The following is a 15,509-nucleotide window of genomic DNA, read 5'->3' on the forward strand; positions in this document are numbered from 1 at the left end:
CTCGCCCTCTTGAAAGTTTCAAGTCTCTGAGCAATATCGGGAAAGCCCTTTCCGCAGCTCAACCCCCGACGCGGGACCTCTCTCGGCGGAGCTGACAGCGGGCATCACTTGGCCGTACCTCGGCCGTCAGATAGCGTCCCTCCACCAGGAGCGCTCCTCATCACCGGCAACCCCCCGACCGGAACACGGAGACCGCACATGCCCCAAGCACCGCACCGCCGCAGGGCGCCGCGCGCCCTGGTCCTGCTCTTCTCCATCGCGATGATCCTGCTCGTGCCGCTGACCGGCACCGCATCGGCGCACGGTTCCGTCGTCGACCCGGCCTCCCGCAACTACGGCTGCTGGCTGCGCTGGGGCAGCGACCACCTGAACCCCGCCATGGCGCAGGAAGACCCCATGTGCTGGCAGGCGTGGCAGGACAACGCCAACGCCATGTGGAACTGGAACGGGCTCTACCGTGACAACGTCGGCGGCAACCACCAGGCGGCCGTGCCCAGCGGCCAGCTCTGCAGCGGCGGCCGGGCCGAGGGCGGCCGCTACCGCTCGATGGACACCCCGGGCGCGTGGAAGACGACGAGCCTCGGCAGCACGTTCGACATCCGCCTGTATGACCAGGCCTACCACGGCGCCGACTACATCAGGGTCTACATCACCAGGCAGGGCTACGACGCCACGACCACGCCGCTCGGCTGGAACCACCTGGAGCTGGTCAGGGAGACCCCCAGGTACGCCCCAGCCAACGAGTACATGATCACCGGCCTGAACAAGGGGTCGCGGACCGGCCGCCACGTCGTCTACACGATCTGGAAGGCCTCCCACCAGGACCAGACGTACTACATCTGCAGCGACGTCACCTTCAGCTGAGAGGGCCCGGAGAGCTCCCGGCCGAGGGGACGTCACGCAGGCACGTCCTCCGTCGCGGTCGTGGTCCGGCATCCCACGACCTGACGCCCGGCCGGCCTGGGAAGGCCCTCGCCGCCTCCTCGCAAGGGGAGGCGGCGAGGGCCCTCTGTCGTATCAGGGCTGTCGTATGAGGGGCGGATCGCGCCGACGCCGTCCGCAAGCCGGGCGTGTCCGTGGCGGGTGAGGCCGAGGCGCTACGGGCGGGTGGCGGCGCTGACGTCTCGCCCACCGTGTACGGCGAGCCGTCCTGGGAGCCGGCGCCCGCCTCGCGGGAGAGGTTCCGCGCGCTGCTGCCCGGGGTAGTGGCCTTCCGCGTGCACGTACGGTCGGTACTGGCCATGTTCAAGCTGAGCCGGGACATCGACGCCGAACGGTACGAGCGCGTCCGCGCCGACTTCGCCGCCGACAATCCGCGGCTCGCCGATTTGATGGACAAATGATGACTTTTCCTACTTTCACGTCCAGCCAGACCGAGCCCAGGCTCCGCGGCAAGGAACTCGGCACCCACCTGCGCAAGCACATCGTCAAGAACTACGCCGGCTACACCGACCTGTTCGCCGTGGCCGGCGCCACCCCCGCGCAGGTGCGCGGGTGGGGCGAGCGGGCACTCGACCGCAGCGCCGGCTGGGCCCCGAACCTGGCGGAGGAGATGGCCGGGATCGCCGCGGGCGCCGGGTTGGAGCCGTGGCAGGTCGCCGTCGTCAACGCGCGCACGGAGATCCTGGCCGCCATCGACGCGATCGGCCACGGCGAGTGCTCGACCTCGGTGGTGCTGCCCGAGAGCGGCCCGCCGCGTACGGTGCAGACCTGGGACTGGCACGACCACCTGCGCGACGCGCCCATCCTGTGGGAGCTGGAGCCGCGCCCAGGGCACGTCGTGCGCACGTTCACCGAGGCGGGGGCGCTGGCCAAGATCGGGATCGGCACCGCAGGGCTGGGCGTGCACTTCAACATCCTGCGCCACGAGTCCGACACCGCCGACCTCGGCGTGCCCGTGCACCTGATCGCCCGCCGCATCCTCGACGAGGCGGCCTCCGTCGAGGAGGCGGCCGGGATCGCCCGCTCGGCCCGGGTGTCGGCCTCGACCGTGATCACGGTGGTGACGGAGTCGGACGCGGGATCCATCGAGATCTCCCCGGCCGGCGTGGCCGTCATCCCGCCGGGGCCCGACGGCGTCCTGCTGCACTGCAATCACTTCCTGGACGCGGACCTCGCGGCGGGGGAGCGGCACGCCACCCAGCGGCCCGGCACCTTCGACCGGTTCCGCCACCTGAGCGACCACGTCGAGGGGCTGAGGCAAGAGGATCAGAACGCGCGGGCGCTCGCCATGCTCAGCCACGCCCCCGGCGCGCCCGTCTGCGCGCACCCCGACCTCACCCAGCCGCTCAACCAGCGGTGGGAGACGCTCGCCACGATCGGGCTCGACCTGCCCGCCGGGCGGCTGCGGGTGCACCAGGGCGGGCCCTGCCAGGTCACCGAGGCGACCTGGCAGACGTTCTGAGCCCTTACGTGAAGGCGGCGATGCCGGTCAGCGCCTTGCCGATGACCAGCTGGTGGACCTCGGAGGTGCCCTCGTAGGTCAGCACCGACTCCAGGTTCACCGCGTGCCTGATCACCGGGTATTCGAGGGTGACGCCGTTCGCGCCGAGCAGCGTGCGGCACTTCCTGGCGATCTCCAGGGCCTCGCGCACGTTGTTCAGCTTGCCGGTGCTCACCTGCTCGGGGGTGAGCGTCCCGGCCTCCTTCAGCCGGCCGAGGTGCACCGCGAGGAGCAGCCCCTTGCCCAGCTCAAGCGCCATATCGGCGAGCTTCTCCTGGGTCAGCTGGTACGACGCCAGCGGCCTGGCGAACACCTCGCGGTCGGCCACGTACGACAGCGTCGTCTCCAGGCAGTCGAGCGCCGCCCCCATCGCCCCGAACACGATGCCGAACCTGGCCTCGTTCAGGCAGCCGAGCGGCCCGGACAGGCCGCGCGCGCCGGGCAGCATCGCGTCGGCGGGCAGGCGCACGCCGTCGAGCACCAGCTCGCTGGTCACGCTCGCGCGCAGTGAGATCTTGTGCTTGATCTCGTTGACCGTGAAGCCGGGCGTGCCGGCCGGCACCAGGAAGCCGCGCACGCCCTCGTCCGTGCGGGCCCAGACCACCGCCACGTCGGCGACCGAGCCGTTGGTGATCCACATCTTGGTGCCGTTCAGCACCCAGTCGCCGCCCTCGCGCTTGGCCGTGGTGCGCATGCCTCCCGGGTCGGAGCCGAAGTCGGGCTCGGTCAGGCCGAAGCAGCCGATGCGCTCTCCGGCCGCCATCGCGGGCAGCCACTCCTGCTTCTGCTCCTCGCTGCCGTACTTCCAGACGGCGTACATGGCGAGCGAGCCCTGCACGGAGACCAGGCTGCGCAGGCCGGAGTCGGCGGCCTCCAGCTCCAGGCAGGCGAGGCCGTACGCGACCGCGCCCATGCCGGCGCAGCCGTACCCGTCGAGGTGCATGCCGAGCACGCCGAGCGAGCCGAGCGTGCGGGCCAGCTCGCGGGCGGGCAGCTCGCCGGCCTCGAACCAGCCCGCGACGTGCGGCCGGATCTCCCGGTCGCACACGCGCCTGACCGTGCTCCTGATCTCGCGCTCCTCCTCGGTCAGCAGGGTGTCCAGGGAGAACAGGGCGGTGGGTGGGATCATGGCCTCTCCGTATTTTGGATCCAATATTGAAAATCCAATATGGCATGGTTAGGGTGCGTTGACCATGGACGTTCTGCATCTCATCGCCGGCCGCCGGGTCGAGGGGGACGGCGCCGAGTTCGCCGGCACCGACCCCGCACGGCCCTCCGAGGTGGTGGCGCGCGGGCGCTTCGCCTCCGTGCCCGAGGTGGATCGGGCGGTCGCCGCCGCCCGCGACCTCGGCACCGCGCTGCGCGACGTGGACCGGCTGGAGGTGGGCGTGCAGGGCCGCGCCGCCAGGGACTTCTCCCCCCGTACCGTCACCGTCCACCTCGGGGCGCCGGCATGAGCGGGGCGCTGTCCGGCCTGCTGATCGCCGACTTCAGCCGGGTGCTGGCCGGTCCCTACGCCACCATGCTGCTGGCCGACCTGGGCGCCGAGGTGATCAAGGTCGAGCGGCCCGGCGCCGGTGACGACACGCGGGCCTGGGGACCGCCGTACGCCGCCGGCGAGGCCACGTACTTCCTGGGCGTCAACCGCAACAAGCGCTCGATCGCCCTCGACCTCAAGGCCGGCGCCGAGGTCGCGAAGGCGCTCGCCGCGCGGGCCGACGTGCTGGTGGAGAACTTCAAGCCGGGCACCATGGACCGGCTCGGGCTCGGCTACGAGACGCTACGCGAGCTGAACCCGGGGCTGGTCTACTGCTCGATCACCGGCTTCGGCTCCGGCGCCGGAGCCGGCCTGCCCGGCTACGACCTCATCGCGCAGGCCGTCGGCGGGCTCATGAGCGTCACCGGCGAGCCGGAAGGCCCCGGCACCAAGGCGGGCGTGGCGCTGGTGGACGTGATCACCGGCCTGCACGCCGGCCTCGGCATCCTCGCCGCGCTCCGCCACCGCGACAGGACCGGCGAGGGGCAGCGCATCGAGGTGTCGCTGCTGTCGTCCCTGCTGTCGGCGCTCACGAACCACGCCTCCGCGTACGCCGCCGCCGGGGTCGTGCCGCGCGCCATGGGCAACCGGCATCCGAGCATCGTGCCGTACGAGGTGTTCCAGGCCGCCGACCGCCCGATCGTCATCGCGGCGGGCAACGACCGCCAGTTCCGCGCCCTGTGCGCCGCCCTGGACCGGCCCGGTCTCGCCGGCGACCCGCGCTACGCCACCAACGCCGGCCGTGTCGCCGCCCGCGAGCCGCTCGTCGCCGCTCTGAACGCGGCGCTCGCCGAGCGGACGGCCGACGAGTGGTTCGGCCGGCTGACCGAGGCAGGCGTGCCGTGCGGCCCGATCAACGACCTGGCCGCCGCCTTCTCCCTCGCCGCGGATCTCGGCCTCGGCCCGGCCGTGGACCTCGACGGCGTGGGCCAGGTCGCGAACCCGCTGCGGCTCAGCGCCACCCCGCCCGCCTATCGCCGCAGGCCGCCGGAGCTCGGGCAGGACGAGGCGTGGGTTCGTGAGATATTGGGGCGGTGAGTCCCGATCAGGCACGACGCAGGCCGCCCACGGCCCAGCAGTTCGTGCTGGGCGAGCTGCGGCGGGCCATCACCACCGGCAGGCTGCGCCCCGGCGCCCCCATCCGGCAGGACGCGCTCGCCGAGGAGCTCCAGGTCAGCAGGGTCCCGCTGCGCGAGGCGCTGAAGACGCTGCAGGGCGAGGGGCTGGTCACCTACGAGGCCCACCGGGGCTACTTCGTCGAGACGCTCTCCCTCGACGACCTGCGCGAGGTCTACCGGATCAGGGAGCTGCTGGAGGAGGAGGCCGTGCGCCGGGCGGTCGCCCGGCTCACCGACGCCGACCTCGCCCGGCTGGAGGCCGCGCAGGACGACGTCGAACGGGCCGCCGCCGCGGGCGACGTGCCGGCCATGGCCGCCGCCAACCGGGTGTTCCACATGACGTTGTTCGACTGCGCCGGGATGCCGCGGCTGGCCCGGCTGATCCGTACGCTGTGGGACTCGACCGACGCCTACCGGTCGATGTACTACGGCGAGGCGGGTAACCGCGAGCGCGTGATCAAGGAGCACCGCGCCACCCTCGACGCGCTGCGCCGCCGCTCCGCCGACGACGCCGTGGCCACCCTCGACGTGCACCGCGGCCACGCGGTGGCCGCGCTCGCCCCCCTGCTTAGCACCTGACCCCCAGTAAGAGCAGGGTAGGAGCAGGGGTAAGGGCAGGGTCAGCGCAGGGCCACCGACGACAGTGGCCGGCCGTTGTGGTCGAGCAGCAGCGCCTCCATGCCTTCGCGGGCGGGCCACCAGGCCAGCGCCTGCAGCCCGTGCTCGGGCACCACGACGTCGCGCGCGTCGATCCGCACGCTGCCGACCTCGGCCGACAGGCGCAGGATGCCGTACGCCGCCCACCGGAACGGCCGCCGCAGCCAGGGCACCCGGCTGGCGTTGAACCGGGAGCCGCGACCGGCGGGCGCGTGCCCGTGCAGCACGTCGGCCGCGGGGCGGGGGCGCAGCACCTCCTCGTCGCCCGGGTCGGCCGGGGTGGTGCTGCCGGTGCGCAGCTGCCAGCGGCCCCTGCGCGGCGACAGCAGCCACACGTCCAGCCAGAACAGGCCGACGCCGTCGAGCCTGGCGAAGGCCGCCGCGGCCAGCCGGGCGCCGACGTGCAGGGAGAGCGGGGTGAAGCGGTGGCGGCCCCCGAGTGTCTCCGGCAGCTCCTTGGGCAGCCCGTGCGCGATGAGCCTGCGGCTCTCGGTGTCGGGCGTGTATCCCAGGTAATCGGCGCGGTCGACGGGGGTCATCGCGGCCACGGCCAGACGTAAGGCGGTCACCAGCGGATCGTACGGCGGCGTGCGGGGCCTGACGATGCCGCCGGGGATACATCCGCTCTAGCCCGGCCGGCTCGCCAGATCGAGCACGGCGTTGATCAGGGCGGGGCCGTTCAGCATCTCCAGGTCGTTGTGGCCGGCCCCGTCCATCTCCACGACCGTGGCGCCGGCGGCCTCGGCGACCGTGCGGCTCAGGCGGGCGGGGACGATCGTGTCGGCGGTGCCGTACACGACGACGACCGGTGCGCGGACCCGGCGGATCTGCTCGGCGACGGGGAAGCGGTCTCGCAGGAGGGGGCGTACCGGGAGGAAGGGGTAGTTGACCTGGCCGGCCGCCGCCAGGTCGGTGAACGGCGAGCGCAGCAGCAGCCCGTGCGGCGGGCGCTCTATGGCGAGGCGGGTCGCGACCGCCGCGCCCAGGCTCTCGCCGAAGTACACCACCCGGCGTCCGCCCAGCCAGTCGCGGGCCGCCAGCGCGTCGCGGAGCAGGCCCTCCTCGTCCGGGGTGCCGGGGTTGCCGCCGTAGCCGCGGTAGTCCATGAGCAGCACCCCGAGACCGTGCGCCGCCAGCGCGCTCGCCAGCGGCGCCCGGTGCAGCCTGTTGCCCGCGTTGCCGCCCATCACCAGAACGGTCACGTCACGCCGGCCCGGCACGTGCCAGGCGGCGAGTTCGAGCCCGTCCCGGGTGGTGAACGTGACGTCACGCGCCCCCGGCACGACCGTCCCGGCCGGCGGCGGGGCGGCGCGGTCGGGCAGGTAGATCAGCCGCCGCTGGAACACCCACAGCAGCGCGAGGAGCAGGACCGCCACCGCGGCGACGACCAGGGCGGCACGCAGGAGCGTCGTCACGCCCCTCACGGTACGCACCCGCCCGTCGGCCCGCACCCCCACGACGCGCGGCCGGACGTCTCGGACCGGTCGCGGGCGCTCAGTGGCTAGACGACCGTGCCCGACTGGATGACGTGGCGGATGTGCTTCGGGTCGGCCAGCACGCCGATGTCCTCCAGCGGGTCGCCGTCGAGCACCACCAGGTCGGCGTGCGCGCCCACCGCGAGCGTGCCGAGCTCGCCGGTCAGCCCGACCAGCTCCGCCGCCCCCGTGGTGGCCGCGCGCAGCACGTCGAGGGGCGACTGCACCTCGGCCCGGAGCCGGAACTCCTGGTTCTGGTGCCGGTGCATGCCGCCGAGCAGGTCCGTCCCGTACGCCATCCGCACACCTCCCCGCGCGGCCCGATCGAGCGCGACGATGCCCGCCTCGAGCACCTCGTCCACCTTGCGCCAGCTGCTCGCCGGCAGCCCGAAGTCGCGCCCCTCCTCCTTCAGCGCCCAGTACGTCACCAGCGTCGGCACGAGGAAGGCGTCGTGCCGCAGGAACAGCTCCACGCTGGAGTCGTCGATGAGGTTGCCGTGCTCGATGGAGCGCACCCCGGCCTCAAGGGCCCGGTTGACGGCACGGGCGGTGTAGGCGTGGGCGGCGACGTACCGGTTGGCGGCCTCGGCCTCCTCGACGGCGGCGCGCAGCTCGTCCATGGAGTACTGGGTCGAGTCGATGCGGTCGGTGGGGGAGGCGACGCCGCCCGAGGCCATCACCTTGATGTGGTGGGCGCCCTTGCGCAGCTCGTCGCGGGCGGCGGCACGCACGGCGTCCACCCCGTCGGCCACCCGCCCGACGCCGGCGCAGCACGGGTGGTCGTCGGTGAGGTGCTCGCCCCGGCCCCGGAAGTCGGCGTGGCCGCCGGTCTGGCTCAGCCCTTTGCCGCAGAACAGCAGCCGAGGCCCCCGGATGAGCCCCTCTGCCTGCGCGTCGGCCAGGCCGAAGTCGGCGCCGGACGCGTCGCGCACGGTGGTGAAGCCGCGGCTCAGCATGTCGCCCATGATGCGGGCGGTGTGCGCGGTGACGTACGACGGGGGCATCGAGCGCAGCGAGCCGAGATCCGCGCTGGAGGCGGTGACGTGCACGTGCGCGTCGATCAGGCCGGGCACGACCCGCGCGCCGGCCACGTCGATCACCCGCGTGCCGTCGGGCGCGCCGAGCCCGCGCCCGGTCTCGGCGATCCGGCCGTCGGCGCAGCGCAGGTCGGCCTCGGCGTACTCGCCGGTCCCGACGTCGAGCAGCAGCGCGTTGCGCAGCAGCAGGCTCATGCGGCACCGCCGAACGTGAACTCCTTGGCGATCGCCTGGGCGGCGGCCACCGATGCGTCGTCGTAGGCGCCCTCGGCGTCGAGGATGTTGAGCACGCCGGCGACCTCGCCGTCCCGGCCGAGCACGGGCACGTTGATGATCGAGCCGCAGCCGAGGCTCTCGATCAGCTCGTGGTCGGCGAAGATCTCCCGTACGGCGGCCTTGTCGCGGCCGAAGTACGGCTCGCGCCCCTCGATGCAGGTGCTCAGCCACTGCTGGGCCACCTCGACGGTCTTCTCGCCGCCCACGGGGTACTCGGCCGGGTGGCTGCTGTGCACGCGGCGCAGGGCCCGGCGTTCCGGCACCCAGGCGAGGACGGTGAACAGCCGCACGCCCACCTCCTCGCGGACCCGCCGCTCCAGCTCGTCCAGGTCGTTCACTTGGTCGCCTCCTCTGTGGTCGATCCGGTGGTGGTCGATCCGGTGGTGGTCGATCCGGTGGTGGTGGATCCGGTGGTGGTGGATTCGGTCAGCTCTTCCAGCGATCGGCCCGCGGTGGCCAGGCCGAACACCATCACGCAGATCACGCCGGCCGCCAGCACCGCCGTGGTCAGCCCGAACACGCCGGCGAAGCCGAGGCTCGCGGCCGACCAGCCGATGATCGCCGGGGCCATGATGCTGCCGACCCGGCCGAACGCGCTGGACAGGCCGGTGCCGGTCGCGCGGATCCAGGTCGGGAAGACCTCAGGGGTGTAGGAGTAGACGCCGGCGTACGTGCCGTTCAGGAAGAACGACAGCACCGCGCCCGCGAGCGTGATCGTGACGGGCGAGTCCATCTGCGACAGCCAGAACGCGCTGACCGCCGAGCCCGCGAGGTAGATGGCGATGGTGTTCTTGCGGTCGAGCCGCTCCGACAGCCAGGCCGCGGAGAAGTAGCCGGGGATCTGCGCCAGGTAGATGATGATCGAGAACTCGAAGCTCTTGGTGACGGTGATGCCGCGCTGCACGAGCAGCGTGGGGATCCAGGAGAAGAACCCGTAGTACGAGAACGTGATCACGAACCAGATCAGCCAGATGACCGCCGTGCGCCTGGCCATGGCCCTGCTCCACAGGAAGCGCAGGGCGCTGAGCAGGTTCACCTTGGGGGTCTCCGCGGCCGGCGCGGTCGCGGCCTCGGGCACCGGCGGGAGCGGCGCTCCGGTGGCGCGTTCGACGCGGCGCTCCAGGTCGGCGACCACCTGCTCAGCCTCGCCCGTACGGCCCTGCTGGAGCAGGTATCTCGGCGACTCGGGCAGCGAGCGGCGCCACCACAGCAGCATGAGGATGGGCAGCGCGGTGACGACTTGCGCGATCCGCCAGCCCTCGTCGAACGTCGGCACCACGAACCGGCCGATCAGCGCCGCCGCCACGAAGCCGAACGAGAAGAACCCGGACAGCGCCCCGACGAACCAGCCGCGCCGCTTGGCCGGCACGAACTCCGACAGGAACGGCGCGATGATCGCGCTCTCGGCGCCGGCGCCGGCGCCGGCCAGCACGCGGGCGCCCAGGAAGATCTCATAGTTGGGGGCGAACGCGGCGATCACCGAGAAGACGGCGTAGAAGGCGAGCGCGTACATCATGACCTTCTTGCGCCCGATCCGGTCGCCCAGCAGCCCGGCCGCCGTCGCGCCGAACAGGAACCCGAACGGCGTCGCCGACCCGATGATGCCGAGCTGGCCGTTCGACAGGCCCCAGGCTTCCTGGGCGCTCGGCAGCAGGAACGCGACGACGGCGGAGTCCATGCCGTCGAAGGTGTAGCCGAGGCCGCCGATCAGGAGGAGGAGGTAGTGGGGACGGCTCAGCGGGAGCCGGTCCAGACGGGCCAACAAGGTCATCGAACACACCTTTCCCCAGGTCTTGGCCCTGCAGGTCGAATGCGAAGCAACATATAGTGCGTTTCGCTAAAATTGCAATATTCTTTGCAAGTCTGGCCCCGCTGGAGCACGTACCATGTCTCCCGCCGGATGCCCGAGAAGGGCCTCAAGGAGCCGGGCGAGGAGAGGGATGACGGGCACCGACAGCTTCGAGGAATGGCTGCGCGACCGGCTGCCGGCGCGCGGGCTGCGCGGCAAGTCGGCCGCCCTGCTCGAAGTGCTGCTCTCCCAGCCGCGCCGGGCCTCGTTCGGGTCGGCGCAGGAGCTGGCCCAGCTCGCCGGGGTCAACGTGGCGACCGTCACCCGTACGGCGCAGGCCCTCGGCTTCGCCGGCTGGCCCGCGCTCCAGCAGGAGTTGCGCGCCCGCTACCTGTCCTCGCTCAGCGCCGGCCAGGTCGCCGCCGAGCACCGCGGCAGCGGCTCGCCCAGCGCCCGTTCGCTGCGCCGCGACCTCGACAGCCTGGCATTGCTCAACCGCCGCCTCGACGAGCGCGTGCTGGTGACCATCGCCGAGGCCGTGGCGGCGGCCCGGCGTACGGTGATCGTCGCCGACGGCAGTTACGCCGCCGTCGGCATCGCCCTCGCCCACAACGCCCGCCTGGCCGGCTACCCGGTCACCGCCGTCACCGGGGGAGACGCGGAGCTCGCCAACACCATGGCTGCCAGCGCCGCGGGCGACGTCCTGATCGCGATCAGCTTCTGGCGCCTGTACGAGAGCACCGTCCTCGCCGCCAACGAGGCCCGGGCGCGCGGCGTCCGCGTCTTCGCCGTCACCGACGCCGCCAGCCCCGCCCTGGCCGGGGCCGCAGAGGAGGTCGTCATGGTGCCGGCGGAGGGCGAGGCGTTCTTCCCTTCGCTGACGGCCGGCATCGCCGTCGCCCAGGCCCTGGTCACCCAGCTCGCCGCCGTGGACCCGACGCGTACGGGGGCCTCCATCGAGGCGGCGGAGGCCATGTGGGCGAAGTTCTCCCTCCTCCACCGCCGCCCCAGCACCCCCTCGGGGGACCGCTGACCTACGGGCGGGTCACAACCAGCTGGCCCGCACGCTGGTGGCCACCTCGGCACCTTCGGGCACGGGCGCGGACCGGGTGACGTCGAGCAGCCGCGCCACCGTCTCCACGATCTCCGGCGCCCGATCGCGCAGCCCCACCACATCGGCCTCCGACACCGTGTCCCGAGGCTCGCCGGCCTTGTCCAGCACGTCTTCGAGGTCCGACAGCCGCAGCAGCAGCCACTTCAGCGGCTCCTGCGACAGCCCTTTGTCGAACACCCGCTGCCCCGGCTCCCAGCCGTCCACGCCGGGATGGTGATGCGTGCGATCGAAGCTGCCCGGCTTCCCCGAGACCGACTCCAGCAGGTCCACCCGCCAGATCGGCCGGTCGACGGTGATCGGCCGGGCCGAGTAGATCGACCCCTTCAGCTCACCCGTCTCCAGCCGGCGCAGCTCGAGCCGCACGCCGCGCTCGGCCCCCTCCTGCCCCTTCATGGGGTGGGGATCGACGAAGAAGATGTCGCTGACGGCCACGCCGATGCGATCGAAGCCGAAGAGGTAGAGCACGGAAGACCACGTCCTTCGCCGGGTGTGTGGGGCACCGCCTGCTCCTTCAACGTAACACCCCATACCGGGCGATCAAGGGCGGTTGGTAACGCGATGGGCGATTCGCTGGACGACCTTAGGAGTCCGCCCGCACGTGGTCAGCGGGGCGGCAGGTGCTCGTGGGCCCACTGGGAGATCTGCTCCAGGGCCGGCATGAGCGCCTGACCGGCCTCGGTCAGCTCGTACGACACCGCGACCGGCGGGCCCTCGTCGACCTTGCGGACGATCAGCCCTTCTTTGGTCAGCGCGGACAGCCGGTCGGACAGCACGGAGTCGCTGACTCCTTCGATGGCCCGCGACAGCTCGCGGAACCCGGCGGGCCCCATGCGCAGGCTCGCCAGCACGACGCCGACCCAGCGCTTGCCGAGCAGGGTGAACGCGCGGGTCAGCGCCTCGTCGCGGCGCATGCAGGCTGCCACGGTGTGGGGTGTCGGTGCCGGCATGCCTCCAAACTAGCAGAAAAACTGCCACTTTGATTTTCGTAGTAAGTATGTATAACGTAGCCGCCTCTCGATACCTAGCCAGGAGATGCGTGATGAGTGAGAACCCCACGGGCACCCGCCCGTCCGTCGTGGTGCTCGGTGGCGGCTACGGCGGCCACAAGGTGGCCAAGCTGCTCGACGACGTCGCCGACGTGACGCTCGTGGATCCGTCCGACGCCTTCGTGCACAACCTGGCCGCCTGGCGGGCGCTGGTGGAGCCCGAGTGGCTCGACCGGATCTTCCTGCCCTACCGGCGGCTGCTGGAGCACGGCCGGTTCCTGCGTGACAGCGCGGTGGCCGTGGACGGCCGCCGCGTGACGCTGGCGTCGGGGACCACGCTGGAACCCGACTACGTGGTGCTGGCCACAGGGTCGGCGTACGCGTTCCCCGCCAAGATCGACACCCCGGACGCGGACGCCGCCAAGGCCCAGGTGCGCGCCGCGCACGACGCGCTCAGGGAGGCGGGACGGGTGCTGCTCGTCGGCGCCGGGCCCGTGGGCCTCGAACTGGCGGGGGAGATCAAGGCGGCCTTCCCCGGCAAGCACGTCACGCTGGCCGACGTGTCCGACGACATCCTGCCCGGCCCGTTCGAGCCGTCGCTGCGGGACGAGCTGCGCCGCCAGCTCGCCGAGATCGGCGTCGAGCTCAAGCTCGGCAGCGCGCTGCGGGAGCTGCCGGCCGCCGAGCCCGCCACCGTGGCGCCCATCGCGATCGCCACCGAGTCGGGGGACAAGCTGGTCGCCGACATGTGGTTCCGCTGCTTCGGGGTGCGGCTGCGGACCGGTTACCTGCGCGGCGAGCTGGCCGGCGCGCTCGACGAGCGCGGCTACGTCCAGGTGGACGAGCTGCTGCGGGTGCGCGGGCAGGAGCGGGTGTTCGCGATCGGCGACATCGCCGACGCCGACCGCGACATGGCCGGGCTCGCGGCGCGGCAGGGCGAGCTGCTGGCCGCCAACCTGCGCGCGATCATCACCGGCGAGGGCGAGCCGGTCCCGTACGAGCGGCAGCCGGCGGTCATCGTCGTCCCCCTCGGCCCGGAGGGCGGCGCGGGCCAGCTGCCCGGCCAGGGCGTCGTCGGCGCGGACGCCGCCGCCGAGATCAAGGGCCGCGACATGCTCGCCACCTACGCGAGCGCCGCCTTCGACGTCCCGGACAAGACCGCCTGACCCGCTTCGGGCCCGGAGCGCGGCCCGCCCGGCAGCCGCCCGGCAGCCGCCCGTCAGCCGCCCGGCAGGGGTCCGGCAGGCCCGCGCGGGACCGCCGGTCAGGGTTCGACGAGGCCGGCGCGGATGGCGTAGCGGGTGAGTTCGAGGCGGTCGCGCATGCCGAGCTTCTGCAGGATGTTCGCCCGGTGCCGATCGACCGTCTTCACGCTGATGACCAGCGTCTCCGCGATCTCCTTGGCGGAGTTGCCCTCCGCGATCAGCTTGACGATCTCCTCCTCCCGCGGCGTCAGGATGCTCTCGGGAATGCGCTCGCCCTCCCGGTCGCGCTGCAGGTAGTCGCGGATGAGCGCGGTGATCGCCCCCGGGTAGAGGAACGGCTCGCCCCGCATGGTGGCCCGGCACGCCTCCAGCAGGTCCTGGTCGGCGACCGACTTGAGCACGTAGCCGGACGCCCCGACCTTGAGCGACTCGAAGAAGTACTGCTCGTTGTCGTACATCGACAGGATCAGGATGCGGATGCCGGGCGCCCGGCGGGAGATCTCCCTGGCCGCCTGCAGCCCGGTCATGCGGGGCATCGCGATGTCGAGGATGGCGAGGTCCACCTCGGTCTCGTCGGCCGCCGCCACCGCCTCGGCGCCGTCGGCGGCCTCGGCGACCACCTCGAGGTCGGGCTCGGCGTCGAGGATCAGGCGCAGCCCCCGCCGTACGAGGGCGTGGTCGTCGGCCAGCAGGATCCGGGTCTTGTTCACGAGGTTGCGCTCCGATTCGCGGGATCCGGGATGTCCAGGCGCACGCACGTGCCCACGCCTGGCGGGGAGTCGACGCTCAGCCGGGCGCCGATCAGCAGGGCGCGTTCGCGCATGCCGCGGATCCCGGCGCCGTCCTGGCGCGCGCCGCCCTGCCCGTCGTCGGCGATCCGCAGCACGAGCCGGCCGTCCTCGGCCTGCAGCGACACCTCGGCGTGCTCGGCGTGGGCGTGCCTGGCGATGTTGGTCAGGCTCTCCTGCGCGATCCGGTACAGCACCAGCTCGACGTCGGAGCCGAGCGGCGGCAGGTCGGGCTGGACGGAGCGCAGCACCTTCACGCCGCTCATCTGCGACACGTCCGCGGCGAGGGCGTTGAGCGCGCTGTGCAGACCGAGGTCCTCCAGGACGCCGGGCCGCAGCCGGCGGGCGACCTGGCGGACCTCGTCGAGGCTCGCGCGGACGATCTCCTGCACGCCGTGCAGCTCCTCCCGCAGATCGTCGGGCGCGCGGTCCACCACCCGCTTCAGCCCGAGCAGCACCACGGTCAGGCTCTGGCCGATCTCGTCGTGCAGCTCGCGGGCGATGCGCCGCCGCTCGCCCTCCTGCGCCGCGAGGGCGTGGCCGCTGCTCGCGCTGCGCTCGGCCTCCAGCCGGTCGAGCATCGAGTTGAACGTCCCGATCAGGTGCGTCAGGTCGCTGTTGCCTCCGTCGGACAGGCGGTCACCGGTGCGCAGCAGGTCGACCCGCTGCATGAGGGCCGTCAGCGCGTCGAGCGGCGCCAGGCTGCGGCGCAGCAGCAGCGCGTTCGCCCCCAGCATCACGGCCAGCCCGATCAGCAGCACCGGCACCTCGGCCAGCACGATCGGTGCGGAAATGGTGGCGGGGGAGAACGCCAGCACCAGCGTGCCTATCGTGAAGACCAGCCCGTTGATCAGCACCAGCCGCCGGAACAGCGCCTGAGCCGGAGTGCGCGGCAGGTGCACCGCCCGCTGCGCCGCCCCGCCGGCCACGCGGTCGTCCATGGTTATCAGCCTCTTCGTCCGAGGGCGTCGTTGTCCATCCGGGCTGACTCTCATCCCGTGCCCACGCCTACATGTTGTATCCCCACGGAGATGGGTGACGGACCCGATGGTTCGCGACCCCTCTCTGCCGCGAGACTTGAGCA

Annotated in this window: 18 protein-coding genes; 8 read left to right on the forward strand and 10 right to left on the reverse strand. The window is 72.4% G+C overall.

All coding sequences use genetic code 11. From position 1 onward, the window contains the following. The first annotated feature begins 198 nt into the window (after positions 1 to 198). The 3 genes from AB0K28_RS14295 to AB0K28_RS14305 all read left to right on the forward strand — a co-directional run bounded on the left by AB0K28_RS14295 (position 199) and on the right by AB0K28_RS14305 (position 2,404). Entirely contained in the window at positions 199 to 864 is a 666-nt protein-coding gene (locus AB0K28_RS14295) for a lytic polysaccharide monooxygenase (protein WP_345399887.1), read from the forward strand. Positions 865 to 1,070: 206 nt separating this feature from the next. Continuing rightward, positions 1,071 to 1,343: a hypothetical protein gene (locus AB0K28_RS14300; RefSeq protein ID WP_345399890.1), complete on the forward strand. Its 273-nt coding sequence runs from the start codon at positions 1,071 to 1,073 to the stop codon at positions 1,341 to 1,343. Continuing rightward, positions 1,340 to 2,404, forward strand: a complete 1,065-nt coding sequence (locus tag AB0K28_RS14305) for a C45 family peptidase (protein ID WP_364369258.1) — start codon at positions 1,340 to 1,342, stop codon at positions 2,402 to 2,404. The genes AB0K28_RS14300 and AB0K28_RS14305 overlap by 4 nt, the downstream gene beginning before the upstream one ends. A gap of 4 nt (positions 2,405 to 2,408) precedes the next feature. On the opposite strand, the gene AB0K28_RS14310 is transcribed toward AB0K28_RS14305, so the two are convergent. After that, a complete protein-coding gene (locus AB0K28_RS14310) occupies positions 2,409 to 3,572 on the reverse strand; it encodes an acyl-CoA dehydrogenase family protein (protein WP_364369261.1) in 1,164 nt (387 codons plus the stop codon). A gap of 64 nt (positions 3,573 to 3,636) precedes the next feature. On the opposite strand from AB0K28_RS14310, the gene AB0K28_RS14315 reads away from it, so the two are divergent. The 3 genes from AB0K28_RS14315 to AB0K28_RS14325 are packed head-to-tail and all read left to right on the forward strand — an operon-like array spanning position 3,637 to position 5,677. After that, positions 3,637 to 3,900 carry a hypothetical protein gene (locus tag AB0K28_RS14315; RefSeq protein ID WP_364369264.1) on the forward strand — a complete coding sequence of 88 codons (264 nt, stop codon included), beginning with the start codon at positions 3,637 to 3,639 and terminating at the stop codon, positions 3,898 to 3,900. After that, the gene (locus AB0K28_RS14320; protein WP_364369267.1) at positions 3,897 to 5,018 is read left to right on the forward strand and encodes a CoA transferase; all 1,122 of its coding nucleotides are present in this window, start codon (positions 3,897 to 3,899) and stop codon (positions 5,016 to 5,018) included. Before AB0K28_RS14315 ends, AB0K28_RS14320 begins: the two co-directional genes overlap by 4 nt. Next, complete coding sequence (locus tag AB0K28_RS14325) at positions 5,015 to 5,677, forward strand: GntR family transcriptional regulator (RefSeq protein ID WP_364369270.1); 663 nt, start codon at positions 5,015 to 5,017, stop codon at positions 5,675 to 5,677. Before AB0K28_RS14320 ends, AB0K28_RS14325 begins: the two co-directional genes overlap by 4 nt. Positions 5,678 to 5,718: 41 nt before the next feature. On the opposite strand, the gene AB0K28_RS14330 is transcribed toward AB0K28_RS14325, so the two are convergent. The 5 genes from AB0K28_RS14330 to AB0K28_RS14350 form a co-directional block, all read right to left on the reverse strand. Continuing rightward, positions 5,719 to 6,324 (reverse strand): hypothetical protein, encoded by a 606-nt coding sequence (locus AB0K28_RS14330; RefSeq protein WP_364369273.1) that lies wholly within the window; start codon positions 6,322 to 6,324, stop codon positions 5,719 to 5,721. Positions 6,325 to 6,381: 57 nt separating this feature from the next. Further along, positions 6,382 to 7,170: an alpha/beta fold hydrolase gene (locus AB0K28_RS14335; RefSeq protein WP_364369276.1), complete on the reverse strand. Its 789-nt coding sequence runs from the start codon at positions 7,168 to 7,170 to the stop codon at positions 6,382 to 6,384. Positions 7,171 to 7,256: 86 nt separating this feature from the next. After that, positions 7,257 to 8,462, reverse strand: coding sequence for an amidohydrolase family protein (locus AB0K28_RS14340; protein ID WP_364369279.1), 1,206 nt, complete (start codon positions 8,460 to 8,462; stop codon positions 7,257 to 7,259). Continuing rightward, positions 8,459 to 8,881, reverse strand: a complete 423-nt coding sequence (locus AB0K28_RS14345; protein WP_355418923.1) for a GAF domain-containing protein — start codon at positions 8,879 to 8,881, stop codon at positions 8,459 to 8,461. The genes AB0K28_RS14340 and AB0K28_RS14345 overlap by 4 nt, the downstream gene beginning before the upstream one ends. Beyond that, the gene (locus tag AB0K28_RS14350; RefSeq protein WP_364369282.1) at positions 8,878 to 10,314 is read right to left on the reverse strand and encodes an MFS transporter; all 1,437 of its coding nucleotides are present in this window, start codon (positions 10,312 to 10,314) and stop codon (positions 8,878 to 8,880) included. The genes AB0K28_RS14345 and AB0K28_RS14350 overlap by 4 nt, the downstream gene beginning before the upstream one ends. Positions 10,315 to 10,483: 169 nt before the next feature. On the opposite strand from AB0K28_RS14350, the gene AB0K28_RS14355 reads away from it, so the two are divergent. Continuing rightward, positions 10,484 to 11,365 (forward strand): MurR/RpiR family transcriptional regulator, encoded by an 882-nt coding sequence (locus tag AB0K28_RS14355; RefSeq protein ID WP_364369285.1) that lies wholly within the window; start codon positions 10,484 to 10,486, stop codon positions 11,363 to 11,365. 12 nt (positions 11,366 to 11,377) lie between these two features. Here the strand turns inward: AB0K28_RS14355 and AB0K28_RS14360 are convergent, their stop codons facing one another. Both AB0K28_RS14360 and AB0K28_RS14365 read right to left on the reverse strand, forming a co-directional pair. After that, complete coding sequence (locus AB0K28_RS14360; protein ID WP_345399917.1) at positions 11,378 to 11,911, reverse strand: hypothetical protein; 534 nt, start codon at positions 11,909 to 11,911, stop codon at positions 11,378 to 11,380. 137 nt (positions 11,912 to 12,048) lie between these two features. Then, the gene (locus tag AB0K28_RS14365) at positions 12,049 to 12,393 is read right to left on the reverse strand and encodes a helix-turn-helix domain-containing protein (protein WP_364369288.1); all 345 of its coding nucleotides are present in this window, start codon (positions 12,391 to 12,393) and stop codon (positions 12,049 to 12,051) included. Positions 12,394 to 12,485: 92 nt separating this feature from the next. Here AB0K28_RS14365 and AB0K28_RS14370 point away from each other — a divergent pair, with 92 nt between their 5' ends. Further along, on the forward strand, positions 12,486 to 13,598 hold the full coding sequence (locus tag AB0K28_RS14370; RefSeq protein WP_364369291.1) for an FAD-dependent oxidoreductase: 1,113 nt from the start codon (positions 12,486 to 12,488) through the stop codon (positions 13,596 to 13,598). 98 nt (positions 13,599 to 13,696) lie between these two features. On the opposite strand, the gene AB0K28_RS14375 is transcribed toward AB0K28_RS14370, so the two are convergent. Together AB0K28_RS14375 and AB0K28_RS14380 are read right to left on the reverse strand one after the other, a co-directional pair. Next, positions 13,697 to 14,347 carry a response regulator transcription factor gene (locus tag AB0K28_RS14375; RefSeq protein WP_364369294.1) on the reverse strand — a complete coding sequence of 217 codons (651 nt, stop codon included), beginning with the start codon at positions 14,345 to 14,347 and terminating at the stop codon, positions 13,697 to 13,699. Beyond that, positions 14,344 to 15,366: a histidine kinase gene (locus tag AB0K28_RS14380; protein WP_345399929.1), complete on the reverse strand. Its 1,023-nt coding sequence runs from the start codon at positions 15,364 to 15,366 to the stop codon at positions 14,344 to 14,346. The genes AB0K28_RS14375 and AB0K28_RS14380 overlap by 4 nt, the downstream gene beginning before the upstream one ends. Positions 15,367 to 15,509: the final 143 nt, after the last annotated feature.

Origin of the sequence: Nonomuraea sp. NPDC049504 (assembly GCF_040676845.1) — a bacterium.
GTDB lineage: Bacteria > Actinomycetota > Actinomycetes > Streptosporangiales > Streptosporangiaceae > Nonomuraea > Nonomuraea salmonea.

Excerpts from the sequence above, each read along its gene's own strand:
- AB0K28_RS14295 (WP_345399887.1), top strand. The coding sequence starts at position 199 with ATGCCCCAAGCACCGCACCGCCGCAGGGCGCCGCGCGCCCTGGTCCTG.
- AB0K28_RS14305 (WP_364369258.1), top strand. The coding sequence starts at position 1,340 with ATGATGACTTTTCCTACTTTCACGTCCAGCCAGACCGAGCCCAGGCTC.
- AB0K28_RS14310 (WP_364369261.1), bottom strand. The coding sequence starts at position 3,572 with ATGATCCCACCCACCGCCCTGTTCTCCCTGGACACCCTGCTGACCGAG.
- AB0K28_RS14315 (WP_364369264.1), top strand. The coding sequence starts at position 3,637 with ATGGACGTTCTGCATCTCATCGCCGGCCGCCGGGTCGAGGGGGACGGC.
- AB0K28_RS14320 (WP_364369267.1), top strand. The coding sequence starts at position 3,897 with ATGAGCGGGGCGCTGTCCGGCCTGCTGATCGCCGACTTCAGCCGGGTG.
- AB0K28_RS14340 (WP_364369279.1), bottom strand. The coding sequence starts at position 8,462 with ATGAGCCTGCTGCTGCGCAACGCGCTGCTGCTCGACGTCGGGACCGGC.
- AB0K28_RS14350 (WP_364369282.1), bottom strand. The coding sequence starts at position 10,314 with ATGACCTTGTTGGCCCGTCTGGACCGGCTCCCGCTGAGCCGTCCCCAC.
- AB0K28_RS14355 (WP_364369285.1), top strand. The coding sequence starts at position 10,484 with ATGACGGGCACCGACAGCTTCGAGGAATGGCTGCGCGACCGGCTGCCG.
- AB0K28_RS14365 (WP_364369288.1), bottom strand. The coding sequence starts at position 12,393 with ATGCCGGCACCGACACCCCACACCGTGGCAGCCTGCATGCGCCGCGAC.
- AB0K28_RS14370 (WP_364369291.1), top strand. The coding sequence starts at position 12,486 with ATGAGTGAGAACCCCACGGGCACCCGCCCGTCCGTCGTGGTGCTCGGT.
- AB0K28_RS14380 (WP_345399929.1), bottom strand. The coding sequence starts at position 15,366 with ATGGACGACCGCGTGGCCGGCGGGGCGGCGCAGCGGGCGGTGCACCTG.